21 protein-coding genes are annotated in these 24,789 nt (G+C 66.7%); 14 read left to right on the forward strand and 7 right to left on the reverse strand.

The window, feature by feature from the left end:
• Positions 1–44: 44 nt before the first annotated feature.
• From ybiB to DES47_RS15810, 3 genes are read right to left on the reverse strand one after another with little or no spacing between them, the layout of a single operon-like run.
• Positions 45–965: a DNA-binding protein YbiB gene (gene ybiB / locus DES47_RS15800; RefSeq protein ID WP_133701706.1), complete on the reverse strand. Its 921-nt coding sequence runs from the start codon at positions 963–965 to the stop codon at positions 45–47.
• 36 nt (positions 966–1,001) lie between these two features.
• Positions 1,002–2,060, reverse strand: a complete 1,059-nt coding sequence (locus DES47_RS15805; RefSeq protein WP_133701707.1) for an HD-GYP domain-containing protein — start codon at positions 2,058–2,060, stop codon at positions 1,002–1,004.
• Positions 2,057–4,564 (reverse strand): PAS domain S-box protein, encoded by a 2,508-nt coding sequence (locus DES47_RS15810; RefSeq protein ID WP_166652029.1) that lies wholly within the window; start codon positions 4,562–4,564, stop codon positions 2,057–2,059. The genes DES47_RS15805 and DES47_RS15810 overlap by 4 nt, the downstream gene beginning before the upstream one ends.
• A 261-nt stretch (positions 4,565–4,825) precedes the next feature.
• Between DES47_RS15810 and DES47_RS15815 the strand changes: the two genes are divergently transcribed.
• The 3 genes from DES47_RS15815 (at position 4,826) to DES47_RS15825 (ending at position 9,574) form a co-directional block, all read left to right on the forward strand.
• Positions 4,826–5,335, forward strand: coding sequence for a DUF1993 domain-containing protein (locus DES47_RS15815; protein WP_133701709.1), 510 nt, complete (start codon positions 4,826–4,828; stop codon positions 5,333–5,335).
• A gap of 96 nt (positions 5,336–5,431) precedes the next feature.
• Positions 5,432–6,529, forward strand: coding sequence for a hypothetical protein (locus DES47_RS15820; protein WP_133701710.1), 1,098 nt, complete (start codon positions 5,432–5,434; stop codon positions 6,527–6,529).
• Between the two features lie 90 nt (positions 6,530–6,619).
• Positions 6,620–9,574: an HD domain-containing phosphohydrolase gene (locus tag DES47_RS15825; protein WP_133701711.1), complete on the forward strand. Its 2,955-nt coding sequence runs from the start codon at positions 6,620–6,622 to the stop codon at positions 9,572–9,574.
• Between the two features lie 2 nt (positions 9,575–9,576).
• Here the strand turns inward: DES47_RS15825 and DES47_RS15830 are convergent, their stop codons facing one another.
• Together DES47_RS15830 and DES47_RS15835 are read right to left on the reverse strand one after the other, a co-directional pair.
• A complete protein-coding gene (locus tag DES47_RS15830) occupies positions 9,577–10,470 on the reverse strand; it encodes a DUF4399 domain-containing protein (RefSeq protein ID WP_133701712.1) in 894 nt (297 codons plus the stop codon).
• Positions 10,471–10,493: 23 nt separating this feature from the next.
• Positions 10,494–11,270, reverse strand: a complete 777-nt coding sequence (locus DES47_RS15835) for a substrate-binding periplasmic protein (RefSeq protein WP_133701713.1) — start codon at positions 11,268–11,270, stop codon at positions 10,494–10,496.
• 247 nt (positions 11,271–11,517) lie between these two features.
• Between DES47_RS15835 and DES47_RS15840 the strand changes: the two genes are divergently transcribed.
• Both DES47_RS15840 and DES47_RS15845 read left to right on the forward strand, forming a co-directional pair.
• The gene (locus tag DES47_RS15840; RefSeq protein ID WP_166652030.1) at positions 11,518–12,354 is read left to right on the forward strand and encodes a class I SAM-dependent methyltransferase; all 837 of its coding nucleotides are present in this window, start codon (positions 11,518–11,520) and stop codon (positions 12,352–12,354) included.
• Between the two features lie 107 nt (positions 12,355–12,461).
• On the forward strand, positions 12,462–13,337 hold the full coding sequence (locus DES47_RS15845) for a patatin-like phospholipase family protein (protein ID WP_425057455.1): 876 nt from the start codon (positions 12,462–12,464) through the stop codon (positions 13,335–13,337).
• Positions 13,338–13,396: 59 nt separating this feature from the next.
• On the opposite strand, the gene phaP is transcribed toward DES47_RS15845, so the two are convergent.
• Complete coding sequence (gene phaP, locus DES47_RS15850) at positions 13,397–13,951, reverse strand: TIGR01841 family phasin (RefSeq protein WP_133701716.1); 555 nt, start codon at positions 13,949–13,951, stop codon at positions 13,397–13,399.
• Positions 13,952–14,164: 213 nt separating this feature from the next.
• Here phaP and DES47_RS15855 point away from each other — a divergent pair, with 213 nt between their 5' ends.
• The 9 genes from DES47_RS15855 to DES47_RS15895 all read left to right on the forward strand — a co-directional run bounded on the left by DES47_RS15855 (position 14,165) and on the right by DES47_RS15895 (position 24,064).
• Positions 14,165–15,112: a histone deacetylase family protein gene (locus tag DES47_RS15855; RefSeq protein ID WP_133701717.1), complete on the forward strand. Its 948-nt coding sequence runs from the start codon at positions 14,165–14,167 to the stop codon at positions 15,110–15,112.
• A complete protein-coding gene (locus DES47_RS15860) occupies positions 15,109–15,546 on the forward strand; it encodes an acyl-CoA thioesterase (RefSeq protein WP_133701718.1) in 438 nt (145 codons plus the stop codon). Before DES47_RS15855 ends, DES47_RS15860 begins: the two co-directional genes overlap by 4 nt.
• Positions 15,543–16,244 carry a nitroreductase gene (locus DES47_RS15865; protein WP_279537339.1) on the forward strand — a complete coding sequence of 234 codons (702 nt, stop codon included), beginning with the start codon at positions 15,543–15,545 and terminating at the stop codon, positions 16,242–16,244. The genes DES47_RS15860 and DES47_RS15865 overlap by 4 nt, the downstream gene beginning before the upstream one ends.
• A complete protein-coding gene (locus DES47_RS15870; protein ID WP_133701719.1) occupies positions 16,237–17,634 on the forward strand; it encodes a sodium:proton antiporter in 1,398 nt (465 codons plus the stop codon). The genes DES47_RS15865 and DES47_RS15870 overlap by 8 nt, the downstream gene beginning before the upstream one ends.
• A 9-nt stretch (positions 17,635–17,643) precedes the next feature.
• A complete protein-coding gene (locus tag DES47_RS15875) occupies positions 17,644–18,642 on the forward strand; it encodes a 2-hydroxyacid dehydrogenase (RefSeq protein WP_133701720.1) in 999 nt (332 codons plus the stop codon).
• A gap of 97 nt (positions 18,643–18,739) precedes the next feature.
• Complete coding sequence (locus DES47_RS15880) at positions 18,740–19,267, forward strand: GNAT family N-acetyltransferase (RefSeq protein WP_133701721.1); 528 nt, start codon at positions 18,740–18,742, stop codon at positions 19,265–19,267.
• Positions 19,268–19,346: 79 nt separating this feature from the next.
• Complete coding sequence (locus tag DES47_RS15885) at positions 19,347–21,404, forward strand: fused MFS/spermidine synthase (protein ID WP_133701722.1); 2,058 nt, start codon at positions 19,347–19,349, stop codon at positions 21,402–21,404.
• Between the two features lie 45 nt (positions 21,405–21,449).
• Positions 21,450–22,883 carry a DNA recombination protein RmuC gene (locus tag DES47_RS15890; protein ID WP_133701723.1) on the forward strand — a complete coding sequence of 478 codons (1,434 nt, stop codon included), beginning with the start codon at positions 21,450–21,452 and terminating at the stop codon, positions 22,881–22,883.
• Positions 22,880–24,064: an MFS transporter gene (locus DES47_RS15895; RefSeq protein WP_133701724.1), complete on the forward strand. Its 1,185-nt coding sequence runs from the start codon at positions 22,880–22,882 to the stop codon at positions 24,062–24,064. The genes DES47_RS15890 and DES47_RS15895 overlap by 4 nt, the downstream gene beginning before the upstream one ends.
• 39 nt (positions 24,065–24,103) lie before the next feature.
• Here the strand turns inward: DES47_RS15895 and DES47_RS15900 are convergent, their stop codons facing one another.
• The gene (locus DES47_RS15900; RefSeq protein WP_133701725.1) at positions 24,104–24,733 is read right to left on the reverse strand and encodes a glutaredoxin family protein; all 630 of its coding nucleotides are present in this window, start codon (positions 24,731–24,733) and stop codon (positions 24,104–24,106) included.
• Between the last annotated feature and the right edge of the window lie 56 nt (positions 24,734–24,789).

Consider the following 24,789-nt stretch of genomic DNA (forward strand, 5'->3'; position numbering starts at 1 on the left):
CCCGGATGCAATCCGGGGCCAACGTTGCTGACTCGGGCTACGGGTCAATGGTCGGCCAAGCCGGTCAGTGCGCAGACCTGCTCTGCAATGCGCGGGGGGACGACCTCGCGCCCGTCGAGCATCGCCGTTATCAGTGCGGCATTGGCCGCCGCCTCGACGGCGCCGGACAGCGGCCAGTCGATATTGGCCGATTCAGCGGCATGCAGCTCGCTGGCCTGACCGTCGGCAAAGCCGATCAGATGGGCCGGGCGGCGCAGATGGGCGTAGGCCTCGCCCTCGCTGGCGCGCATCAACAGAGCCCGGCCGCCGTTGGCGGTGAGGCCGGGCAGGGCCTGGCCCATGCTGTCGAGGTATTCGGGATGGGTGACGGCCACCACGCGCACGCTGCGGCCGGGGGCGGCATCGAGCAGCTTGGCGACGCTGTGGCCGCTGTTGCGCACGCCCAGACGGGGGCGCAGGGCCATCAGCCGGTCCAGGCCCGGGTTCAGCGCGGCCAAGGGCAGGCAGGCCAGGCGCCTTGCTGCTAGATGTTCGGCGGCCTCGGCGGTCGAGCCGGCCAACGGTATGCCCAGAGCCTCCAGCAGCGCAAACGGGCTCTCGCGGCTGTCGAAGTCATGCCGGCCATGGATCAGCACCGGCACGCCGGCACGGGCCAGCAGCAGGGCCACCAGCGGCATCAGATTCGCCTGCTTGCGCGCGCCATTGAAGGTGGGCAGCAGCACGCAGCGCGGCCCGTCAGGTACCTCGACGGCGGCGGTGCGCGCCTGCATAGCTCGCACAAAGCCGGCCACCTCGGCCGCGCTCTCGCCCTTGATGCGCAGGCTCAGCAGGATTGCGCCGAGCTCCATATCTGGCACCTGGCCGTCAAGGATGGCGCCGAACAGCGTCTCAGCCTGGGGCCCGTCCATGTCACGGGCACCCTTGCTGCCGCGGCCGATTTCTTTGATGAGGGGGGCAAACTGCATGGGCCGAGTTTAGGTCGGCACCGGGCGCATCGACGTTCAGAGCTCCAAATGCTGTTCGCGAATGGCCAGGATCTCGGCCGTCCTGAGCTCGAAGTGCCGCACCACCTCGGGGTCGAAGTGACCGCCGGACTGCTCGCTGATGAAGGCCTGCGCCTCGTCCAGTGGCCAGGCCTTCTTGTAGGGCCTTGACGAGCTCAGCGCGTCGAACACATCAGCCACGGCGACGATGCGACCGGCCTGGGCGATCTCGGCGCCTTTCAGACCTGCCGGGTAGCCGCTGCCGTCCCATTTCTCGTGATGGGTCAGCGCGATCTGCGCGGCCAGGCGCAGCAGGTCGGAGTCGCCGCCGTCGAGGATGTCGGCGCCGATGCTGGCATGGGTCTTCATGATGTCCCATTCGGCCGCGTCCAGCTTGCCCGGCTTGAGCAGGATGGCGTCGGGAATGCCGATCTTGCCGACATCGTGCATCGGACTGGCATGCAGCATCAGCTCGCAGTCGGGCTCGCTCCAGCCCAGGCTGCGCGCGAGCAGCGCCGCGTACTGGCTCATGCGCACGATGTGCAGCCCGGTCTCGTTGTCGCGGTACTCGGCCGCGCGGCCCAGCCGGTGCACGACCTGCAGCCGGGTCTGGTTCAGCGCCTCGGTGCGCAGGCGCACCATCTCATCCAGCACCGCCTTCTGGTCGTGCATCATGCGGTGCGCGAGTTGGGCGTCGAGCAGATTGGTGACCCGCATCAGCAGCTCGATGCGGTCAAAGGGCTTGCCGATGAAGTCGCGCGCCCCGGCCATCAGCGACTTCATCAGGTGCTCGCGCCCATGCTGGGCGGTGAGGATGACGATCGGAGGCAGCAGCGGGTCTTTCAGCGCCTGCAGCTGCTTCATCACCTCGAAGCCGTCAAGGTGCGGCATGTTGATGTCCAGCAGTATCAGGTCCGGCCGCGCCTCCTGGTAGCTCGGCAGCACCTCGCGCGAGTCCTGTATCGGCACCAGATGGCGGTAGCCCTGCACCCGCAGCAGCTTGTCCAGCAGCTTCAGATTGGCGGGCTCGTCGTCCACCAGAAAGATCCGGGCATGTTCGAGTCGAAGTTCGGTCATGGGGATGGCTCCGCTCCAGGGGCAAGGCAGCGCGTGACGGTGTCCAGAAACTGCCGGGCATCCAGCGGCTTGGTCAGATAGGCGGCAAAGCCGGCGGTCTCGCCGCGCGCGATATCGCGGGGCGTGGCATTGGCCGTGACCGCGATCACCGGAACGCCGGACAGGCCCGGATTGGCCTTCAGCAGCGCCAGCACCTGGTAGCCGTCCAGGCCGGGCATATTGATGTCCAGCACGATCAGGTCGGGGCGGCGGGCCAGCGCCAGTTCGAGGCCCTCCTCGGGGCCGGTGGCGGTCATCAGCTCAGTATCGGGGCGCAGACCGAAGAACTGTGCCATCAACTTCAGGTTGACCGGGTTGTCGTCGATGCACAGCACGAGGGAGGCCGGCCCATTGCGGTCCGACGCTCCGGGGCCCGGCGTTTGTGCGGCGGTGTTGTCGGTGGTCCTGGGTTCGGCGCCCGGCAGCTCGATCCAGAAGCTGGAACCCAGCCCCGGCTGGCTGTTCACGCCGACGGTGCCATCCATCATCAGCATCAGCCGACGGGTGATGGTCAGACCGATGCCGGTGCCTTCGACCTCGCCATGGGCTGCGTCCAGCCGGTTGAAGGGCTGGAACAGCTCGGCAATGCGCTCCGGCGCAATGCCGTCGCCGGTGTCGGTGACGGTGACGCGCATCCGCGCCTCGGCCAGCGGCTGCACGGTCAGCCTGATGTCGCCGCCCTCGCGGTTGTACTTGACGGCGTTGGACAGCAGGTTCAGCAGCACCTGCTTGAGCCGCACGCGGTCGGCACGCACCAGGGTCTGCTCGGGCACGGGCAGGTACATGCGGATCTGGCGCTGGGCCGCCACAGGCTGCAGCAGCTGGCGGCAGTCATCGACCAGCAGGCCCAGGTCCACGGCCTCGATCGACAGATTGGCGTGCCCGGCCTCGATCTTCGCCAGGTCCAGGACCTCGTTGATCAGCTCGAGCAGATGCCGGCTGGCATTCAGGATCTCGCCCACATTGTCCTGCTGGTCGGCGTTGAGCCCGCTGTCGAACTCGAGCATCTGGGCAAAGCCGATGATGGCGTTCATCGGCGTGCGCAGCTCGTGGCTCATGCTCGACAGGAAGTCTGACTTGGCGGCGTTGGCGCGCTCGGCCTCCTCCTTGGCCTGGGCCAGTTCGTTGCGCCGCGCCAGTTCGGCGCTGAAGTCGCTGAAGATGTTGAAGCCGTACTGGACGTTCCCGGCCTCATCCTGGATGAAGCCGATATTGTTGTTGGCGATGAAGCGGCTGCCGTCCTTGCGGCGCAGGGTCAGCTGGCCGGTCCAGCGCCGGTCTTCGAGCATGGCCTTGCGAAGTTCTTCGGGCAGGGTCGTCATGCTTTCCGGTGCCACCGTCAGAGAGAAGTGCCTGCCCCGGACCTCTTCATCGCTATAGCCCAGCTCAAGCGCATGCGCGCGGTTCTGGTATAGCGCCTTGCCCTGACCATCCAGAATGCTGATCAGTTGGCCGCTGGCGTCGAACACGCGGCGGAACAGTGCCAGCCTCGATTCGGCTGCCTTGCGCTCGGTGATGTCGGCGATGAAGGCCGTGAAGCGGTGCTTGCGTCCCGATTTCAGCGGAGTGATCGCCACTTCGGCCGGGAACTCCTCACCGTTGCGGCGCAGCGCCGTGGTCTCGATGCGGCGATTCATGCGCCCTTCCTCGCCGTGGCCCAGGAACTGCGCCAGCGCTTCACGGTAGCTGGCGCGGTGCCGCTGAGGAATCAGCACCGCCTCGAAGGCCTGGCCTAGGGCTTCCTCTGGGCTGCGCTCGAACACGGCCTGCGCCTTGAGATTCCAGTCAGTGATCAGGCCCCGGTCATCGATGCCGACCACAGCATCCTGTGAAGCGTCGAGCATCGCCCGCAGCTCGATCTGGGTCTCGAGCAGCGTGCGCATGGCCCGGTGGGCATTGCGGCCGACGACGATCATCAGCGACATGCCGCCCAGCATCACCATCGCCAGCAGGCGCTCCAAGGTGCCTTCGGTCAAGGCCAGCGCCACGGCAACCGGCAGCAGAGTGGCCAGCAGGAAGGCCTGCATGGCGCCCCGCTGCTCGGCCACCGAGGTCATGGCAACGGCGCAGACGCACAGCAGCAGGCTGGCCAGCAAGGCCAGCTCCGCAATCTGCGCGTGGCCAACCAGCAGAACCGGGCCTAGTGCCCAGGCGCCCCCGGCCAACAGGGTCTGAGCAATGAAGATGCGCTTCCAGCGAAGCAGCAACGAAGGCGACAGGGCCTCGGGCGTGGGCACAGCGCGCCGGAACGCGCGCAATTCCAGCCAGCCCAGCGCCGTGCACAGCAATACGGCGGCGGCCCAGGCCTGCATCAGGTGAGGCGCAAACATGGCCGCCTTCCACACAGTCACGACCACCACCGTCATTGTGCCGGCGGCCATCAGCAGGTTCAGCCGCTTGCGTTCGTAGGCCGCCAGGAGCAGATCGGCTTCTATATTGTGCGTGCTGAGCAGGCTGTTCGGCATGGGATCCCGACCGGAACGCATCATGCGATCGGGCGATTGGCGTGGAGGTAGGGCGCGTGGACTTGCTCACATGGCTGCCGTCCGGTCGAGACCTTGTGCTGGTTGGTCGACCGTCGAGCCTGATGAGCTCAGACCTATATCGGTGCCTGATCGCGACTCTTGAGCCGAATTGTCATTTTTATCGAATTTGTGTGAGCCTGACCACGCTCGCCCTTGGCCAGGGCCTGCGAGAATGCAGGCCCGCCCCGACTGGAAGACCCCATGACCGAACTGATGTACTCAAGCGCCGTGCCCATTTTCAAGCAAATGCTGGGGGGCCTGGATGATGTGCTGGCAAAGGCCGAGGCCCATGCGGCCGCGCGCAACATCGAGCCCGCCGCGCTGCTTCAGGCGCGGCTGTATCCCGATATGTTCACGCTGCTGCGCCAGGTGCAGGTGGCCTGCGACTTTGCCGCCAGCGTCAGCGCCCGTCTGGCCGGCGTCGAGGTGCCGGTGTTCGAGGCCAGTGAGCAGGGCTTTGCCGATCTGCATGAGCGTATTGCCAGGACACGGGCCTTTCTGGCCGCCCTGACGCCCGAGCAATTTGCAGCGGCCGCCAGTCGCGAGATCATCACCCGGCCCGGCACGCCCAAGGAGCGGCGCTTCAGCGGGCAGGACTATCTGCTGCACTATGGCCTGCCGCAGTTCTTCTTCCACGTCACCACCGCCTACGGCATCCTGCGCCACAGTGGTGTCGAGGTGGGCAAGAAGGACTATATGGGCGCCTATTGAGTTGTTGATTTTATCATTTTGTAGGTTTGCTGTCAGCGCGGCCCGCTAGGATCTCGGGCCCGTGAATGGATGGAGGGCGTGGATGCGCCGAGCCGGATGAAGTCGCAGTTACGCCATTGCCAGACCCTGTTGGAGCAGGCCGAGCAGAGCTTCGAGCTCGCCCGTTTTGACGAGGTCCTGTGCGCCACCGATGCGGTGCTGCGCGTGGTCGACGATCCTATCGAATGTCGCTCGGACGAGCTGCTGTTCCAGGCGCTGATGCTGCGCGTGCGCTGCCGGCTCAAGTTCGAGCGCTTCGATGTCGTGCTGAAGGACTGCCAGCGCTTGCTGGGCCTGGTGGCCCTGGACCAGCCCTCGCTGCGGCGCGCCGAGCTGCTGATCAATATGTCCTTCGCCCACAGCCAGCTGGCCATGCACGAACTGGCCCTGCGCGGCGCGCGCATGGCCTGGCAGGATGCGCAGGCGCTGAAGAACATACCGCTGGCCTCGCGCGCGATCGAACGCGTGGCCATGTGCCATCTGGCGCTGGGCGACGCGGTCGAGGCCGAGCGCTTCATGCAGGAGGCGCTGGGCCTGATCGAGCAACAGGGCTCGACCTATGAACGGGTACAGCGCTACTCGAATGCACTGCACATGGTCTGCGGCCTGCACGACAGCTATCTGGCCCAGGACAACCCCGGCATGGCCCTGGGTCTGCTGGCCCGCGCCAGCCGCGTGGTGGCGCAAGGATCGGCGGCGGCCCAGGCCATCGACAGCGAGTATCTGCGCACCATGTGGGAGGCCAATGTGGCACGTTGGCTGCGACGCCGTGGCGAGGCCGAGCGGGCCCAAGCAGAGTTGCTGCGCCTGGCCGATCTGGCCGGGGTCCGGGGTTGGGCGGCTATTCGCCGCTCGGCCCAGCTGGAAATGGCCCTGATCGCCGAAGTCGCCGGTCAGCGAAGCGCGGCGCTGGACTTGCTTCGGGCGCTGTTCGATCCACCCGAGTTGCGGGTGCGTGACGGCGTGGCTCTGCCGGCCCTGGAGGCGCAGGTGCGACTGCATGCTGCGGTGGGCGACAGCGCCGCCGTGGCACGGGTGCTGGAGCAACTCGTGGCGCGGCGCAGCGCGCGTGCCGCAGCCGTGCGCCAGGCCCGCGAGCAATTGCCCGGCGCCGGCATGGGCATCATGGACACGCTGTCCCAGACCGGGCGATAGCTGCCCCTGGCGCGTGGTTTGAACCACAGGCGCGGTTGACTTGTGCCACGATCTTGGGCCTCATCGGGGCAGCCAAGCTCGGGGAGTGCCATGAAGACGCTGCACTACACGCCGCGGTCCATTTATGTGACCTTGTCGGTGATCATGATCGCGCTGGTGGTACTGCTCTATCTGGCCCTGGCCAGCTACCAGCTGCGTGCCGGCAAGCAGCGCATGCTGCGCGTCGCGGCCGACACCTTCGAGCGGGTGGGCCGTGAGGCCGTCGCCGCCATCGAGGGCGAGTTGCGGCCGGCGCGCACCACCGCCGCGCTGCTGGCCGATACGGCGCTGCTGACCGCGCCCGACCAGCCCACCCGCCTGGCCCAACTGCCCCTGCTGGCCGGCGCGCTGAGCGCCAACCCCTCGCTGTCGGCCGTCTATGGCGGCAGCGAGAACGGTTCCTTTTTGCTGCTACGCCGGCTCGACAGCCCGGCCTTGCGCGAGCTGATGAAGTCCCCCGATCGTGCCGCCTTTGTGTTGCAGTCGGTCAATCGCGACCGACCGGTGATACAGGGCAGGCATGACTTCCTCGATGCCGATCTGCGCCTGCTGGAGGCACGGGAGCGGCCCGACTATGTGTTTGAACCGCGCGGCCGGCCCTGGTTCAAGCAGGCCCAGGCGGCCGAACCCGGTGGCGCCGTGGTGCAGACGGCGCCCTATCTCTTCTACACCACCCGCGAGGTCGGCCTGACGCTGGCCAGCGCCCGAGGCGGCGCGGTGGCGGGTGTCGATGTGAGCCTGCAGGCGCTGTCGGCCATGCTGGCGCGTCAGCGCATCACTACCTCCGCCGAGCTGATGATTGTCGATGCCCGCGGCGCCGTGCTGGCCTATCCGCGGAGTCTGCCTCCTAGCAGCGCCCCTCAGGTCGGCGAGTCGCGGCTGGTCACCGTCGATGAGCTGAATGTGCCCGTGCTCAGTGCCTTGTGGCGACGAGCCAGCAGCGGCCAGGCAAGGGCTGCCGATGAGTCGCTGCTGAACGTCGCCGACCGCGACTGGGTGGTGCGCCTGGAGCCGCTGGTCACGGCTGGCGGTCCGCCGCTGACCCTGGCGATTGCCGCGCCCAGCGACGAGCTCCTGGCCGATGCCATCCACAGCCGCAATCTGTCAGTGCTGATCACCGTCGGCATGGTGTTGCTGATGCTGCCGCTGGTGCACTGGGCGGCCAATCTGGTGTCCCGGCCGCTGGAGCAGCTGGCGCACGAGGCCGAGGCGATACGTCGTTTCGACTTCGGTGGCCCCGACCCGGCGCGCAGCCGCATCCGCGAGGTGGACCGCCTGGCCCTGGCCATGACCGGCATGAAACACACGCTGAGCCGCTTCATGGAAATTTCCAGTGCCCTGTCCGCCGAGCGTCAGTTCGACACCCTGCTGCAGCGCATCCTCAGCGAGACGATCTCGGTGGCCGGGGCCACCGGCGGCGCCCTGCATCTGGTCAGTGCCGATGGCCAGCGCCTTGAGCCCACGGGTGTGCGCTTGCGTGGCACCCAGGGGGAGCCAGCCTCGCTGATCGAGTGGCAGCTGGACGAACCCGACAGCCCTTCGGCGGCCGTGCAGGCGGTGCGTCAGGACCGCATGGTCAGCCTGGATCTGCACTGGGAGAATCCGGCCCATCTGGCCCGCTACAGCGCCGTCTTCATGGGGCTCAACACCACCAGCTTGAGACTCGTGGCCCTGCCTCTGAAGAACCGGCAGAACGAGGTCGTGGGTACGCTGTCGCTGAGCTTTCTGCCCGACACGGCAGACCATCCGCAAGACCTGTCCCCCTCGCGCAAGGCCTTCATCGAGGCCCTTGCCGGGCCGGCGGCGGTGGCCATCGACAACCAGCTGCTGCTGCGCGCCCGCAAGGAGCTGCTGGAGAGCTTCATCCAATTGGTGGCCGGCGCCATCGATGCCAAGAGCCCCTACACCGGCGCCCATTGTCAGCGCGTGCCCGAGCTGACCAAGATGCTGGCCCGAGCCGCCTGCGATGCCAGCGAGGGCCCCTTCGCCGACTTCCGCCTGGATGACGATGCCTGGGAGGCGCTGCACATCGCCGCCTGGCTGCATGACTGCGGCAAGGTCACCACGCCGGAATTCGTGGTCGACAAGGCGACCAAGCTGGAGACGATCTACGACCGCATCCACGAGGTGCGCATGCGCTTCGAGCTGCTCAAGCGCGAGGCCCAGTTGGCCCGCTATGAGGCCCTGTTGCCAGCCGATGTGCTCGAGCAGGTCAGGCAAGAGCTTGCCCCGCTGCTGGCGCAACTCGACGACGAATTTGCCTTCATCGCGGCCTGCAACGAGGGTGGTGAGGCGATGACCGAGGCGCAGCTGGCGCGGTTGCGCGAGATTGGCGCGCGGACCTGGACGCGCACGCTGGACGACCGCCTGGGCCTGTCCGGCGACGAGCTCAAGCGCAAGGCTGGCCGGCCCGTCGCCGCGCTGCCGGTGCAGGAGCCGCTGCTGGCCGACAAGCCCGAGCATGTGCTGCCGCGGCCCGAGCGCGAGCGCCCGCCCGAGGCCAATCCGCTGGGCTTCAGGCTGCAGGTGCCCGAGCATCTGTACAACCGCGGCGAGCTCTACAACCTCAGCGTCACCCGCGGCACCTTGACCGAGGAGGAACGCTACAAGATCAACGACCATATCGTGCAGACGATCAAGATGCTCAACGAGCTGCCGCTGCCGCGGCATCTGCGGAGCGTGCCCGAGATTGCCGGTGGCCACCACGAGAAGATGGATGGCAGTGGCTACCCGCGCGGATTGACCCGCGATCAGATGAGCGTGCCGGCGCGGATGATGGCGGTGGCCGATGTGTTCGAGGCGCTGACCGCCGATGACCGGCCCTACAAAAAAGGCAAACTGCTGTCCGAGGCGTTGGAGATCATGGCCGCGATGCGGCGCGAGCAGCACCTCGACGGCGAGCTGTTCGAGCTGTTCCTGCGCTCGGGTGTCTGCATGGACTATGCGCGACGCTTTCTGCATCCGGAGCAGATCGATGTCGGCGAGCTGGAGGCCTATCTGGCCTGAACTCAGCGCTCCTGGCGCGTCACCGGCACACGCAGCGGCGGCGCCTTCAGCAGTGCCGCGCCGCTGCCATCGAGCAGGCGCAGCTCGATCTCGTAGTCGCCACGGGGCAGGTCCAGCATCGCCTCGGTGCGGCCGTCTGCCAGCAGCACGCGCTGCGAAGGCGCGCCGCCGCGGCCGCTGACGATGAGCTCGAAATGGCCGGTATCGGCGATGCGCTGGCCGGCGGGCGCCACGCCGAGGCCGATCACGCCCAGGCTCAGCACAAAGGGGCTGGTGACCGGCTCCTCGTCGCGCAGATTCTTCACATAGACCTGCTTGGTCTTGGCGGGTGGGGTGCTCAGCTGGTCCTGGTACCAGAGGGCGCAGCTGGCCTCGAAGTCCTTGGCCTCAATGGTTGGCGGGGTGGTGTCGCGGCGCCCTAGCACGCGCACGGTGATCTCGGGGCTGAAGACGAAGTAGGGCCGGTGATCATGGTCGGCGAACAGCAGGCGCAGGGTGTGTTCGCCCGGCGGCAGATCCACCTCGGCGCCGGTCTGGCCCTTGCCGAAATGCTTGTGCGTGGCCGAGAACGGAATCTGCTCGCGCGGGTCCTTGGGCAGCGGGGTGTCGATCAGCAGATGGTGGTGGCCGGCCTTGTCATGCTTCGTTCCGGCCGGTATCACCCCCATGCCTCGAATGCCGAACTCGACCCAGAACGGCGCCCGGACCTGATAGCCGTGGCGTAGATTGGCGATGCGCACCCGCACCGGCTCGCGCAGATCGGCGCCGGTGCGCTGCTGGGTCTGGGCCAGCCAGCAGCGTCGTTCCAATGGGTCGCGTGGCAAGGGCTTGGCGCCGGCCGTGGCGCACAGCAAGGCTATGGCGAGAATCGACAAGGGGCCTGCGGTGATGGGCATGCTGGGGACTCCTTGCCTTGGTCTCAGTGATCGCCGATCCTGCGCCTGAACTCGCCCAGCATGCGCTGGTAGCTGCCGTTCTGTCGCAGCTCACCCATGCCTTGGCCGAACAGCTCGGCCATCCTTGCGCCGTCCGGGTGCTGTTTCGAGAAGGCGATCCAGAAGCCGTCCAACGAAATGGTGCCCACGCGCTTGGCCTTGCCGGCGAACTCGGGGCTGCCATTGATGCGCCAGTAGCCGGGTGAGCGATTGAGCAGGATGTAGTCCACCCGGCCGGACAGCAGCATTTTCAGCAGGTACTGGTCCGAGGTGGCGCTGTGCTTCTTGATCGCCGTGTCCTGCATGAACTCGGTCGGATAGGTGTATCCGTTCGTATAGCCGACGCTACGGCCACGCAGATCGGCGAGCGTCAGCTTGTCGGCGGAGGAGCTGGCCCTGGCAAAGATCGACAACTCCTCCTCGAACATGGCCGGCTGGTGCCACAGATAGCGCAGCTTGTTGTCTTCGGTGATGGTGGCATTGAAGCAGCCCACCACCCGCCCGGTGCTGGCATACAGCATGCACCGCGCAAAGGGCAGGGCGAGGAACTCGGCCTTGATGCCCTTGGCGGCAAAGCCGGCACGCACCAGATCGACGGCAAAACCCTGCACCGGCCCGCTGGCCGGAGCGCCTGCATCATGGCTGGAGGAGTAGGGTGCCCAGTCATTCTCGGCGCCGATCAATACCGTGGGCTGGGCCGAGCTTGCATGCGAGATGAGGGCGCCGATGGCCATGAGGGTCAGGCTGGAGCGAAGCATCATCGGAACAGCGGACTTTAGCGAAACAACCCGCTCCCTGCGGCTTGGCCATGGCGCCTGTCGGAGTCTCTAGGCCGGCTTCACTATAGCCGCTTGAGGCACTGTCCACGCGGAGCCGTCACCCCAGAATCTAGGGCTCGCGCAAGCCCGATCTGCTGTTTAAGATGAGTCGATCGTGCTGCGGCGACCGGTTGACTTGGAGGCTGCGGTGACCGCCATGGGAAGAAACCTGGCATTGGTAGGAGCAGTCGTGGATATCCAAACAATCTGTTCTGGACTGAATCTTGCCAATGACGGCATCTGGTATGGCCGGGGCAACGCCGCCGTTTCGTATCCGGCCGACGGCCACGAACAGTGTTTCGCCGTGGAGGACTCATCGTTCTGGTTCAGGCACAGGAACGCTTGCATCGTTGCTGTTGCAAATGAATTTCCTCCCCCGGGCGATGGTGCGATTTTCGACATCGGCGGTGGCAACGGGTTTGTTTCCATGGGGCTGGCGAACGCGGGGTTCGATGTTGCCCTGGTCGAGCCGGGTCATGTGGGGGCAGTCAACGCCAAGAGGCGGGGCGTCCGCAACGTCATTTGCGCAACGGCCGAGAGTGCACAGTTCACGCCGCCTTCGCTGTCGGCCGCGGGTTTGTTCGATGTGATTGAGCACATTGACGATGCGCCCGCTTTTCTGCGGTCGGTAAAGGGACTGCTGCGTCCGCAGGGGCATCTTTACGCCACAGTCCCCGCCTACCAAAGCCTTTGGTCCGACGAGGATGTATCCGCCGGCCATTACAGACGTTACACCATGAGCAGCCTGCAGGCCACACTTGACGCTGCAGGTTTCGACCTCCTGTTCGCGAGCTATATATTCAGATTCCTGCCCGTCCCGATCTTCATGCTCAGAGCCCTGCCTCACCGGTTTGGCATTTCTCGGGGCCAGCGTATGCCGGATGCGGCATCTCGGGATCACCGCGTTAAGCAAGGCCTGGCCTCGCGTTTGCTGCAAGGGATGCTGGACCGTGAGGTTGAGCTCTTGAAACGCCGCCAACCGATGAGGTTTGGAGGTAGCTGCCTGGTTGTAGCGAAGTGCCGCTGAGGTGGCAGCGGCCGACGGCCAGGCTGGCGACCTAAAATCGCGCTATGCCCAGCCAGGATAGTTTGCCCGCCCACCCGCCTCTGACACGCCGCCAAAGCTTGACGATTCTGCTGGCCATAGCCGCCAGCGGCTGTAGCAGTACCGCGCCACCGGCAGAGCCCCCGCCAATTGAAGTTCCCGTCGTCCCGCCGCCCAAACCGCCACCCAAGCCGCCGCGTATTGGCCTGGCCCTGGGCGGGGGCGCCGCCCGCGGTTTTGCCCATATCGGCGTGATACAGGTGCTGGAAGAGAACGGCATCAAGCCCGATCTGGTCATCGGCACCTCGGCCGGTAGCCTGGTGGCGGCGCTGTATGCCGCCGGCAAGACGGGTACCGAGCTGGCCGCGGTGGCCTCGGGCATGGACGAGGGTGCGCTGACGGACTGGTCGTTTCCCGGGCGCGGCCTGATACGCGGTGAGGCCCTGGCCCGCTATGTGCGCGAGAAGACCGGCGGCCTGCTGATCGAGCAGATGCGCCTGCCGCTGGGTATCGTTGCCACCAATCTGTCGTCCGGTGAGGGCATTCTTTTCCGCAGCGGTGACACCGGCATGGCGGTGCGCGCCTCCAGCGCCGTGCCGGCGGTGTTCCAGCCGGTGAGGATTGGCAATCAGGAGTTTGTCGACGGCGGCCTGGTGGCGCCGGTGCCGGTGCGCTACGCCCGGCAGATGGGGGCGGAGCTGGTGATCGCGGTGGACATCTCATCTCCGCCTGACGCCATCGCGCCACAGGACGCGATGCGCATGCTGATGCAGACCTTCAGCATCATGGGCCGCAGCATCAATACCTTGGAGTTGCGCGAGGCCGATGTGGTGCTGCGACCGAAGCTGAACGATGTCGGCAGCTCGGACTTCGGCGGCCGCCAGCGCGCCATCAAGGCCGGCCGAGAGATCGCCAAGGCGCAAATGCCGGCCATCAAGGCAGCGATTGTGGCCAAGACCCACTGAGTGCAGACGAAAAAAAGCCCGATGCTCGCATCGGGCTTTTTGATCAGGCTGGAAGCAGCTTAAGCGGAACGCTTGGCAGCCTTGGTGGCTTGACCTGCGGCCTTGACGGCCTGGGTGTTCATCGCCTGGAAGTTGGCTTCGGCGACGTCAGCGGCTTGCTTGGCGGCCTTTTGCACCGACTCGAAAGCGTTGTTGGCTGCCGAGACGGCCGACTTCACCAGAGCGACGGCGTTTTCCGAACCGGCAGGAGCGTTCTTGACGGCGGTATCGACCAGGCCCATGAACTTTTGCTGGCCTTCGGCGATTTGCGCTTCGGCAACCTTGGTCACTTCGGCGTTGGTGCCGGCAGCGATGTCATACAGATGACGGCTGTAGGCAGCGGCCTTTTCGGCGGCCGGTTGCAGCAGCGCGGTTTGCAGAGCCATCAGCTCTTGAGCGTCCTTGACCGACAGGGCGGCCTTGGCGGTTTCAGCGGCTTCGCCGAACGAGGTCTTGGCGACCTGCATGTTCAGCTCGACGAGCTTCTCGATACCTTCAAAAGCCTTGTTGGTCAGACCAAACAGGGTTTCAACGTTTGCCTTGTGGGCGGCCAGAATTTGTTCAGCAGTCAGCATGGTGCATCTCCAAGAGTAAAGTCATTGATCAGCGAAAATGTTGCACTGCAACATGAGCGCAATTCTACTGAGGTTTGCCAGGACTGCAAGCACTATTTGCTGCAGTGCAGCAATCTAGGGGGTGGGGCCTAAATCCCAGCGCAGGATCGCCTGTGCGCATGACGCGCCAATGACAGTCGGCGGCCGGCGCCTGCGGGCAGAATGTGCTTCCCCATGCAGGCCTTCCACTCCGACAACTTCAGCTTGACCTTGCCGCCGGGCCATACCTTCCCGGCCAGCAAGTACCGCATGTTGCGTGATCAACTGCCCGGCGTGGTCGGCCCCTGGCGGGTGCAGGAGGCGCAGGCCGCGACCGATGGCGAGCTGGCGCTGGCCCACACGCCTGACTATGTGGAGGCTGTGCTGCAAGGCCATCTGACGGCGGCCCAGCAGCGCGAAATCGGTTTTCCCTGGTCGCCGATGATGGCCGAACGCTCGCGCCGTTCGGTCGGCGCCAGCATTGCCGCCGCCCGCGCCGCGCTGGCCGAGGGCGTTGCAGCCAATCTGGCCGGCGGCACCCACCATGCCTATGCCGATCGCGGCTCGGGCTACTGTGTCTTCAATGATGTGGCTGTGGCCGCAAGGCTGATGCAGGCGGAATGGCACCGGCGCCACCGCCAGCGGTTGAGGGTGCTGGTGATCGATCTGGACGTGCACCAGGGCAATGGCACGGCCGCCATCTTCCGCGACGACTCGACGGTGTTCACGCTGTCGCTGCATGGGGCGAAGAACTTCCCGTTTCGCAAGGAGCCCAGCGATCTGGATGTGGACCTGCCCGATGGCTGCACCGACGCGCCCTATCTTCGGGCCCTGGACGAAGCGCTGGAGGCGGTCTGGGCCCGACTGGCCGGCACCCCACCGGGTCTAGCTTTCTATCTGGCCGGCGCCGATCCGCACGAGGGCGACCGGCTGGGCCGCCTGAAGCTGACCACCGCCGGCATGCGCGAGCGTGACCGCCGCGTGTTCGAGGCCCTGCGCGTCCGCCGCCTGCCAGTGGCGCTGAGCATGGCCGGCGGCTACGGACGCGACTTGCAGACCACCGTCGATGTGCAACTGAACACCCTGCGCGAGGCGGCAGCGTCCTGGCAGCAGTGGCAAGCCGAGACACAATCGAGCCCATGAACAGCCGATCCGCCCCCGAAGCCCGCGAGGCCTACAAGCACTTCGTGCCGCTGACCACCCGCTGGATGGACAACGATGCCTACGGCCATCTGAACAACGTCGTCTACTACAGCCTGTTCGACACGGCCGTAAACCAGATGCTGATCAATGGCGGCGTGCTTGATATCCACGCCGGCGCGGTGATCGGCCTGGTCGTCGAGACCCATTGCAACTACTTTGCCTCGCTGGCCTTCCCGCAGGCGGTGGACGCTGGCATCCGCGTCGCCCACCTGGGCCAGTCCAGCGTGCGCTATGAGATAGGCTTGTTCGGTGCCGGTGAGCCGCTGTGCGCCGCACGTGGCCATTTTGTTCATGTCTATGTGGACCGGCGGACCCGCCGCCCGGTGCCGCTGCCCGCCAATTTCCAGGCCTTGCTTGAAGGACTTCGCCCGTGACCCAGATCTCGCCCGACACCACCGCCGCGGTCGATGCCGCCATCACCTCGCGCCATTCGATGCGTGCCTTTCTACCGACCGAGGTGCCGCGGCAGACGATTGAAGAGATCCTTGCCGTGGCCGCGCGGGCACCCTCCGGCACCAACACCCAGCCCTGGCAGGTGCATGTGCTGACCGGTGGCTTCAAGCGCGAGCTGAGCGCCAAGATACTGGCCGCCTACGACGATCCGGCGGTGGCCGCCACCCACACCGAGGAGTACGCCTACTACCCGACCGAATGGCGCTCGCCCTACATCGACCGCCGGCGCAAGGTCGGCTGGGATCTGTACGGCCTCTTGCAGATCACCAAGGGCGACAAGACCCGCATGCATGCCCAGCATGGCCGCAACTACGCCTTCTTCGACGCTCCGGTCGGTCTGATGTTCACCATTGACCGGGTGATGTGCCAGGGCAGCTGGCTGGACTACGGCATGTTCCTGCAGAACATCATGGTCGCGGCCCGCGCGCGTGGCCTGCACACCTGCCCGCAGGCGGCGTTCACGCAGTTCCACAAGATCATCCTTGCCCATCTGGGCACGGGCCCGGAGCAGATGCTGGTCTGCGGCATGTCGCTGGGCCATGCCGACCCCGCGGCGATCGAGAACACGCTGGTGACCGAGCGCGACCCGGTGGCCTCGTTCACGACCTTCCATGAATAAGCGCGCGTCCCTGCTCGCACTGGCTTTGCTGCCTGGACTGGCACAGGCGGCCAGCTTTGACGGCGGCCAACTGGCCGTCTGGTGGGCGGTGCCCTTTGCCGGCATCTTGCTGAGCATCGCCTTGATGCCGCTGCTGCTGCCCGTCTTCTGGCACCATCATTTCGGCAAGGTATCGGCCGCCTGGTCGCTGGCCTTTCTGCTGCCCTTTGCCTGGCTCTTCGGCCCGGCGGTCGCCGGCCAGAACCTGGCCCATGCGCTGCTGGCCGACTATCTGCCCTTCATCATCCTGCTGACGGCGCTGTACACGGTGGCCGGCGGCATCTTCATCCGCGGCAATCTGCGGGGCAGCCCCGGCCTCAATGTCGGCTTGATGGCCATCGGTGCGGTGCTGGCCAGCTTCATGGGCACGACCGGTGCGTCCATCCTGATGGTGAGGCCGCTGATACGCGCCAATGACAACCGCAAGCACGCCGCCCATGTGTTCGTGTTCTTCATCTTCATCGTCTCCAACGCCGGTGGGGCGCTGACACCGCTGGGCGATCCGCCGCTGTTCCTGGGGTTTCTGAAGGGGGTGGACTTCTTCTGGACGGTCAAATATCTGCTGCCGGAGACCCTGTTCCTGGTCTGCACCCTGCTGGGCCTGTTCTGGCTGCTGGACCGCTACTACTTCAGCAAGGAAGAACTGAAGCCCTATGACCCGACTCCCGACCAGCCGCTGGGCATCGAGGGCGGCATCAATTTCCTGCTGCTGCTGATGGTGATGGGCCTGGTGCTGATGAGTGGCATCTGGAAGCCTGCGCTGAGCTGGAATGTGGCTGGCACCGAGGTCGGCCTAGCGCAGGTTGTGCGCGATGGCGCGCTGATCGCGGTCACCTTCGCCTCGCTGTGGCTGACGCCCAAGGCGGTGCGCGAAAGCAACCAGTTCAACTGGGGCGCGATGCAGGAGGTGGCCAAGCTGTTCGCGGGCATCTTCCTGACCATCATCCCGGTGCTGGCGATGCTGCGCGCCGGCCTGGCAGGGCCGTTCGCCGGCCTGCTGCAGGCGGTGACCGGGCCCGATGGCCAGCCGCTGCCCTGGGCCTATTTCTGGTTCTCGGGTGTGCTGTCATCCTTTCTGGACAACGCGCCGACCTATCTGGTGTTCTTCAATATGGCCGGCGGCGATCCGCAGGTCTTGATGACGACCTTGGCGCCGGTGTTGGCCGCCATCTCCGCCGGCTCGGTCTTCATGGGCGCCAACAGCTATATCGGAAACGCCCCCAACTTCATGGTCAAGGCCATTGTCGAGGGACGGGGCATACGGATGCCCAGCTTCTTCGGCTATATGGCCTGGTCGAGCGCGGTGCTGCTGCCCTTGTTCGTGCTGATGACCTTCATCTTCTTCCGCTGAGGAGCATTGATGTCCACCAAACCCGCCATCCTGGTCGCACGCGCGCTCTTTCCCTCGGTGCTGGAGGGGCTGCAGACGCAGTTCGAGGTCAGCAGCAACCAGGGTGACGAGCCCTATGCGCCGGCCGAGCTGATCGCCCGGTTGCAGGGCAAGAGCGGTGCGCTGATCACCGGCAGCGAGCGCATCGATGCGGCGCTGCTGGACGCCTGCCCGCAGCTGAAAGCCGTCTGCAATGTGGCCGTTGGCTACAACAATATCGACGTGCCGGCCTGCACCGCGCGGGGCGTGCTGGCCACCAACACGCCCGATGTGCTGACCGAGACGACGGCCGACTTCGGCTTCGCGCTGATGATGGCCGCCGCGCGCCGCATGGCCGAGGCCGAGCATGCGCTGCGCCGGGGCGAATGGAAGCGCTGGAGCTACGATATGTTTGCCGGCGCCGAGGTCAACGGCAGCACCCTGGCCATCCTGGGCATGGGTCGCATTGGCCGGGCCATCGCACGACGCGGCGCTTTAGGCTTCGGCATGCAGGTGATCTATCACAACCGCTCGCAGCTGCCGGCCGAGCAGGAGGCCGAGGTCGGGGCCCGCTATGTGGACAAGGCAACCCTGCTGCGCGAGGCCGACCATCTGGTGATCGTGCTGCCGTACTCGGCCGCATCCCACCACACCATCGCCGCGGCCGAACTGGCGCAGATGAAGCCCACCGCCACCTTGACCAATATCGCCCGCGGTGGCGTGGTCGATGACGTGGCGCTGGCCGAGGCTCTGCGTAACAGAACCATCGCCGCCGCAGGCCTGGACGTGTTCGAGGGCGAGCCCCAGCTGCACGCTGGCCTGCTGACCGTGCCCAACGTCGTGCTCACGCCCCATATCGCCAGCGCGACGATGAAGACCCGACTGGCCATGGCCGAGCTGGCGGCGGCCAATCTGACGGCGGCGCTGACCGGGGGCACGCCACCGACACCCATCAATCCCGAGGTGCTGGCCCGCACCAACTTGGGTTGAGTATTCTCGGTCCTGGTGCGCGTAGGGCGGCCGGCAAGGCAGTTCGGCTTGGCTTGCTTCTTGCTGTCATTGACGGCAACTCAAGCCCGTCACCGCCATGCGCATTGAACAAGTCACGCTTGCCACCTCGGCACTGATCGACAGCCTCTGTGATCTGCTGATCGACAGCGTCCATGGCGGCGCCGCGGTCGGTTTTCTGGCCCCGCTGGTGCCCACCGAGGCGGCCGCCTACTGGCGCGAGGTGTTCGGCAAGCTGTCGGCCCATCAGGTGCTGTTCGTCGCCCGCCACCGCGGCAAGGTGCTGGGCGCGGTGCAACTGGCCCTGTGCGAGCGTGACGATGGCCGCCATCGCGCCGAGGTGCAGAAGCTGCTGGTGCTGAGCACCTGCCAGGGGCAGGGCCTGGCGACGATGCTGATGCGCGAGCTCGAGACCTTTGCGCTTGCGCAGGGCCGTCAGCTGCTGGTGCTGGGGGCCGACGCCGGCTCCAAGGCCGACAGCGTCTACCGCCACCTGGGCTGGCAGCATGCCGGCGAGATTCCGGCCTACACCAAATGCCCCTGCGGCGAGCTGCACGCCACCGCCTACTTCTACAAGCAACTGGCGGCGCTTGATACCGGGCGCTAACCCGTATCGCCACGGTGACACCGGGCACCTAGACTCCGGCTCGCTGGCAGCCCTGCGCAAGCGCTGATCGAGGAGTTTCATGCTCGCCCATTTAGGCCTGGCCCTGCACTACGGCCTGACGATACTGCTCAGCGCCTTTCTGCTGTTCCAGGTGCAGCCCATCATCGCCAAGATGATCTTGCCCTGGTTCGGCGGTTCGGCTTCGGTGTGGACGGCCTGCATGCTGTTCTTCCAGATGCTCTTGCTGCTTGGCTATCTGTACTCGCACTTCGTTGTGCGCCTGCTCAGTGCGCGCCAGCAAAGCCTGTTGCATATCGCGCTGCTGGCCGTCAGCCTGCTGCTGCTGCCGATCAGCCCCAGCGCCGATTGGCGGCCCAGTGGCGGCGAGGATCCGACGCCGCGCATCCTGGCCCTGCTGACAGTGACCATTGGCCTGCCGTACTTCGTGCTGTCCACCACGGGGCCGCTGATACAGGCCTGGTTCGCGCGCGAGAAGCCCGGCGCCGTACCCTATCGCCTGTTCGCGCTGTCGAACTTTGGCTCGCTGCTGGCCCTGCTGGCCTATCCGGTGTTGGTCGAGCCGAACCTGCCGACGCGCTGGCAGTCGGCTTGGTGGTCGGCCTTGTTCGCCGTGTTTGCGCTGCTGTGCGGGGTGCTGGCCTGGCGCGGCCGGCATGGCGGGCCGGCGGTGGAGGGGGCCACCCAGGCGGCCACTGTGGTGGCGCCGACGGCGGCTTTGCGCCTGCGTTGGATCGCCCTGGCCGCATGCCCGTCCATCCTGCTGGTGGCGGACACGAGTTTCCTGACGGCGAACATCGCCCCGATACCGCTGCTATGGGTGCTGCCGCTGGGCCTGTACCTGCTCTCCTTCATCTTCTGCTTCGAACGCAGGGGCTGGTACCGGCGCGGGCTGTTCCTGCCGCTGCTGGCCCTGGGTCTGGGCGCAATGGCGTATCTGCCGACCTTGGGCGTGTCGGCCCTGCCCATCTACCTGGCCATGGGCATCAATCTGGCAGCCTTCTTCGTGGCCTGCATGGTCTGCCACGGCGAGCTGGCTCGGCTGCATCCGCACCCGTCCCAGCTGACCGGCTACTTTCTGATGATTGCCATCGGCGGCGCCCTGGGCGGGCTGTTTGTCGGTGTCTTTGCTCCCTATGTCTTCAGCGGGAATTTCGAGCTGTCCATCGGCCTGGTGCTGACGGCGCTGGTGGTCGCCTGGGTGGTGATGGAGGGCCAGGACTTTGCCGGCGGCAGATGGCGGGTGCCGGCCTGGGTCGGCGCCGGTGCCGTCGTTCTGGGCATTGCCTATGTGAGCGTCGCCGAGCACCTGGACGACCTGAATGGCGCCCGCGTCACCGTGCGCAACTTCTACGGCACCTTGCGCGTGCTCGACGGCGGCGAGGGCCTGGACGCCAGACGCAGCCTGATGCATGGCCAGATCGTGCACGGCCGGCAGTTCCAGGCGCCGGAGCGCCAGGACTGGCCCACCGCCTATTACAGCCAGGACTCGGGCGTGGGCCGGGCGCTGTTGGCCAAGGCCTCGATGGCCGCGGGCGGACCGCTGCGCGTGGGCGTGATCGGTGTCGGCATCGGCACCCTGCTGACCTACGGCCGCCCGGGCGACAGCTTCCGGCTCTACGAGATCGACCCGCTGGTGATGCAGCTGGCTCACAGCGAGTTCACCTTCCTGAGCCGCAGCAAGGCGGCCACCGAGATCGTGATTGCCGACGCCCGGCTGGCGCTGGAGCGCGAACCGGCGCAGCAGTTCGATGTGCTGGTGGTCGATGCGTTCTCGGGCGACGCCGTGCCCATCCACCTGCTGACTCGGGAGGCCTTTGCTTCCTACTTCCGGCACCTGAAGCCGCAGGGTGTACTGGCGGTGCATGTCACCAACCGCTTTCTGGACCTGAAGCAGGTCGTCAAGGCGGCCGCCGATCATTTTGGCTGGCAGGCGCGGATGGTCAGCACCGCTCCTGACGGTGAGCGGCTGGTCTATCGCTCGGACTGGGTGCTGGTCAGCGCCGCTCCGCAGTTCCTCGCGCAGCCGCTGCTCGCTGAGGCCGTTGCCATCGACACCAACCCCGGTTTCCGGCTCTGGAGCGATGACTACAGCAGCGTGCTGGCCGTGTTGAAGTAGCCGCTGCGCGCACAGCTTGTCCTGGCTGTCGGCGACAATCGCCGGATGACTTGGCAAGACTTCGTGATACTGGGCCTGATCGCCCTGCAGGTGGCAGCACTGCTGCTGTTATGGCGCAGCAGGTCTGCGGGGCAGAGCGACGAACAGGGGCAAGCACAGGCACAGGCGCTGGAGGCCCTGCAGCGCAATCTGATGAGTAGCGGCGAGCGCACCGAGCGCGAGCTGCGCGATGAGCTGACCCGCTCGGGCAGCGCCACGCGCCAGGAGCTATCGCAGACCCTGGCCAGCTTCCAGCAGACGCTGCTGAACCAGTCGGGCGACGTGGCCCGCACGCAGAACGAGCAGATCGACAGCTTCCGCGTCCAGCTCGCCAGCCTGCAGCAGGCGCTGGGCGGGCAGGCGCTGGCCGCCCGCGAGGCCCAGGATCAGGCGATGCAGCGCTTGAGCGACGCGATGCGCGAGCAGCTCAAGGCGATGTCCGCGGCGAACGAGCAGCGCCTCTCGGAGGTGCGCCACACGGTCGAGCAGCGGCTGACGGCGATCCAGCAGGACAACGAGAAGAAGCTCGAGCAGATGCGTGCCACGGTGGACGAGAAGCTGCACGCCACGCTGGAGCAGCGCCTCGGCGAGAGCTTCAAGCAGGTGGCCGAGCGGCTGGAGCAGGTGCACAAGGGCCTGGGCGAGATGCAGACCTTGGCGCGCGACGTCGGCGCCTTGAACCGGGTGCTGACGAATGTGAAGACGCGCGGCATCTTCGGCGAGGTGCAGCTGGCCGGCCTGCTGGAGCAGGTGTTCACGCCCGAGCAGTACGCCAGCAATGTGGCGACGATTCCGGGCAGCAGTGAGCGGGTCGAGTTCGCGATCAGGCTGCCGGGCCAGCGTGACGATGGCGCGCCGCTTTGGCTGCCCATCGACGCCAAGTTCCCGCGCGAGGACTACGAGCGCCTGCTGGAGGCCCAGGACCGTGCCGATGCGGTGGGCGTCGAGGCCTCGGCCAAGGCGATCGAGATGCGCCTGCGCATGGAAGCCAAGACCATACGCGAGAAGTACATCGCGCCGCCCCACACCACCGACTTCGGCATGCTGTTCGTGCCCACCGAGGGTCTGTATGCCGAGGCGCTGCGCCGGCCCGGCCTGGTGGAGGCCTTGCAGCGCGAGCACAAGGTCATGCTGGTCGGCCCGACCACGCTGCTGGCCACCCTGACCAGCCTGCAGATGGGTTTTCGCACCCTCGCGCTTGAGAAACGTTCCGCCGAGGTCTGGGAGGTGCTGGGCGCCGTCAAGACCGAGTTCGGCAAGTTCGGCGATGTGTTGGCCAAGACCAAGAAGAAGCTCGACGAGGCCAGCAGCAGCATAGAGATGGCCGAGACTCGCACCCGCCAGATGACGCGCAAGCTCAAAAGCGTCGAGGCACTGCCCGAGACCCGCGTTCAGGCCCTGCTGGGCACCACCGACACCGAGCCCGAGGCCGACGCGTGAGCGCTACGGCGCCGGCGCCGGCGCCGAATCTGCGCGCCGCGCTGCCCTATGTGGTGGCCACGCTGATCGGCGTCCATGCCTGCATGGCGGCCACCCGCGTCACTTCCAGCCTGCTGGTGCTCAAGCAGGGCTATCCGGAATGGACGGTGGGCGTGCTGCTGAGTCTCTATGCCGTCGCGCCGCTGCTGCTGTCGATGTGGGCCGGCCGGTTGGCCGACCGCTTCGGCTTCCATCGCCCGGTCGGCTGGGGCATTGCAATGGCCGGCGTGGGCGCGCTGGCGGCCGTGGTGTCCCAGCATCTGGCCGCGCTGATCATCGCCGGCCTGCTGACCGGCGGCGCCGTCAGCGTGGCGGCCGTTGCCATCCAGCGCGAGGCCGGCCTGATGGCCAGCGACAGCGGCGACCTGAAGCGGGTGTTCAGCTGGATGGCGCTGGGGCCGGCGATGTCGAACGCGCTGGCACCGATGGCCGCCGGCCTGCTGATCGACCATGCCAGCTATCGCTCGGCCTTTGTGCTGGCGCTGCTGTTGTGCCCCTTGGCCTGGTGGGTGGCGCTGAAGGTGCCGCGACTGCCCGAGGCAGGGCACGCCGAACCCGACTCGCAAGCCAAACCGCGCCGCGCCTGGGACCTGCTGCGTCTGCCGCATCTGCGCCGCCTGCTGATCCTGAACATCGTGTTGTCATCCTGCTGGGACGCGCACAGCTTTGTCGTGCCGGTGGTCGGCCATGCGCGGGGCCTGAGTGCCTCCAGCATCGGCCTGCTGCTGGGCTCGTTCGCGGTGGCCGCCACGGTGGTGCGCCTGGCCATCACCAAATGGGCCGATGAGCTGGACGAGGTGCTGGCCCTGCGCTCGGCCATGCTGCTGGCCACCGGGGTGCTGATGGCCTATGCCTGGCTACCGGGCACCTGGGGGCTGATGGTGGGCTCCAGCCTGCTGGGCCTGGCCCTGGGCTCGGTGCAACCAATGATTCTGGCCACCCTGCACCAGGTCACACCCCCGGACCGGCATGGCCAGGCGCTCGGCCTGCGCATGCTGTTCACCAATGCGGCCACCATCGTCATGCCCTCGGGCTTCGGCCTCTTGGCCACCGGCACGGTGGCCGCTGCACCGATGTGGCTGATGGCCTCGCTGCTGGTGGCGGCGCAGTGGCCGGCCAGGGCACTGCGACGTCAACCGTAGCCCGGATGGAATCCGGGGCCCCGGATTGCATCCGGGCTACTAGAACCGCACCGGTGCTTGCGCGGGCACATCGGATGGCAGCTCAGGCGTGAACGCCGGCTGCGGCGCGGCCTGCTTGTTGGCCTGGCTGGGTGGCCCGCTCAGCGGCGTGGCGGCGGGCTGCTGGTAGCTCGAGGGCAACACCGACGTGCGCGGATAGCCGGCGGCGTCCAGATAGCCCTGCCAGCTGTCGGGAGAGAAGCCGCGCAGCACCTGGGCGCCTATCGCCAGCGCCGGCACCTCCAGCGCGCCGATCAGCGCCTCCAGTTGGCGCTTGTCCTCGTTGCTCAGCGCCTGCTTCTCGGCATAGGGGATGCCGCGCTGGCGCAGCAGCGCGCGGGCGTTGTCACAGGGCAGGCAGACGTCGTTGCTGGTGTACAGCGTGACCGGATAGCGCGACACCGGTTCGCGCAAGGCCAGCGGCAAGCGGGCCAGCTCAGACTCCGCGCCGCCTTGAGCGCGCAGCGGCGTGACCTTGCTGCCGTCGGCCGGTGGCCTGTCGGTGTAGGTGACCCGGCCATCGGGCGCGACGACCTTGTACTGGGCAAAGGCAAGACCTGGCACCAGCATCTGGGCGACAAGAGCCAGGGCGGCAAGACCCAGGGCGGCCAGCGAGCTGAGTTTGGACATGGGCGTACTCCGAAGCAGCGGCCCCGACCGACGGACGGGGCGCGCAAGGCCCTATT

Origin of the sequence: Roseateles toxinivorans, assembly GCF_004362525.1 — a bacterium.
Classification (GTDB): Bacteria; Pseudomonadota; Gammaproteobacteria; order Burkholderiales; family Burkholderiaceae_C; genus Paucibacter; species Paucibacter toxinivorans.

Bases quoted from the DNA above. Each gene is read 5' to 3' on its own strand.
- DES47_RS15890 (WP_133701723.1), top strand. From the start codon at position 21,450: ATGACTTGGCAAGACTTCGTGATACTGGGCCTGATCGCCCTGCAGGTG.
- DES47_RS15885 (WP_133701722.1), top strand. From the start codon at position 19,347: ATGCTCGCCCATTTAGGCCTGGCCCTGCACTACGGCCTGACGATACTG.
- DES47_RS15875 (WP_133701720.1), top strand. From the start codon at position 17,644: ATGTCCACCAAACCCGCCATCCTGGTCGCACGCGCGCTCTTTCCCTCG.
- phaP (WP_133701716.1), bottom strand. From the start codon at position 13,951: ATGCTGACTGCTGAACAAATTCTGGCCGCCCACAAGGCAAACGTTGAA.
- DES47_RS15900 (WP_133701725.1), bottom strand. From the start codon at position 24,733: ATGTCCAAACTCAGCTCGCTGGCCGCCCTGGGTCTTGCCGCCCTGGCT.
- DES47_RS15880 (WP_133701721.1), top strand. From the start codon at position 18,740: ATGCGCATTGAACAAGTCACGCTTGCCACCTCGGCACTGATCGACAGC.
- DES47_RS15860 (WP_133701718.1), top strand. From the start codon at position 15,109: ATGAACAGCCGATCCGCCCCCGAAGCCCGCGAGGCCTACAAGCACTTC.
- DES47_RS15830 (WP_133701712.1), bottom strand. From the start codon at position 10,470: ATGCCCATCACCGCAGGCCCCTTGTCGATTCTCGCCATAGCCTTGCTG.
- DES47_RS15855 (WP_133701717.1), top strand. From the start codon at position 14,165: ATGCAGGCCTTCCACTCCGACAACTTCAGCTTGACCTTGCCGCCGGGC.
- DES47_RS15870 (WP_133701719.1), top strand. From the start codon at position 16,237: ATGAATAAGCGCGCGTCCCTGCTCGCACTGGCTTTGCTGCCTGGACTG.
- DES47_RS15835 (WP_133701713.1), bottom strand. From the start codon at position 11,270: ATGATGCTTCGCTCCAGCCTGACCCTCATGGCCATCGGCGCCCTCATC.
- DES47_RS15825 (WP_133701711.1), top strand. From the start codon at position 6,620: ATGAAGACGCTGCACTACACGCCGCGGTCCATTTATGTGACCTTGTCG.
- DES47_RS15805 (WP_133701707.1), bottom strand. From the start codon at position 2,060: ATGACCGAACTTCGACTCGAACATGCCCGGATCTTTCTGGTGGACGAC.
- DES47_RS15820 (WP_133701710.1), top strand. From the start codon at position 5,432: ATGAAGTCGCAGTTACGCCATTGCCAGACCCTGTTGGAGCAGGCCGAG.
- DES47_RS15810 (WP_166652029.1), bottom strand. From the start codon at position 4,564: ATGCCGAACAGCCTGCTCAGCACGCACAATATAGAAGCCGATCTGCTC.
- ybiB (WP_133701706.1), bottom strand. From the start codon at position 965: ATGCAGTTTGCCCCCCTCATCAAAGAAATCGGCCGCGGCAGCAAGGGT.
- DES47_RS15815 (WP_133701709.1), top strand. From the start codon at position 4,826: ATGACCGAACTGATGTACTCAAGCGCCGTGCCCATTTTCAAGCAAATG.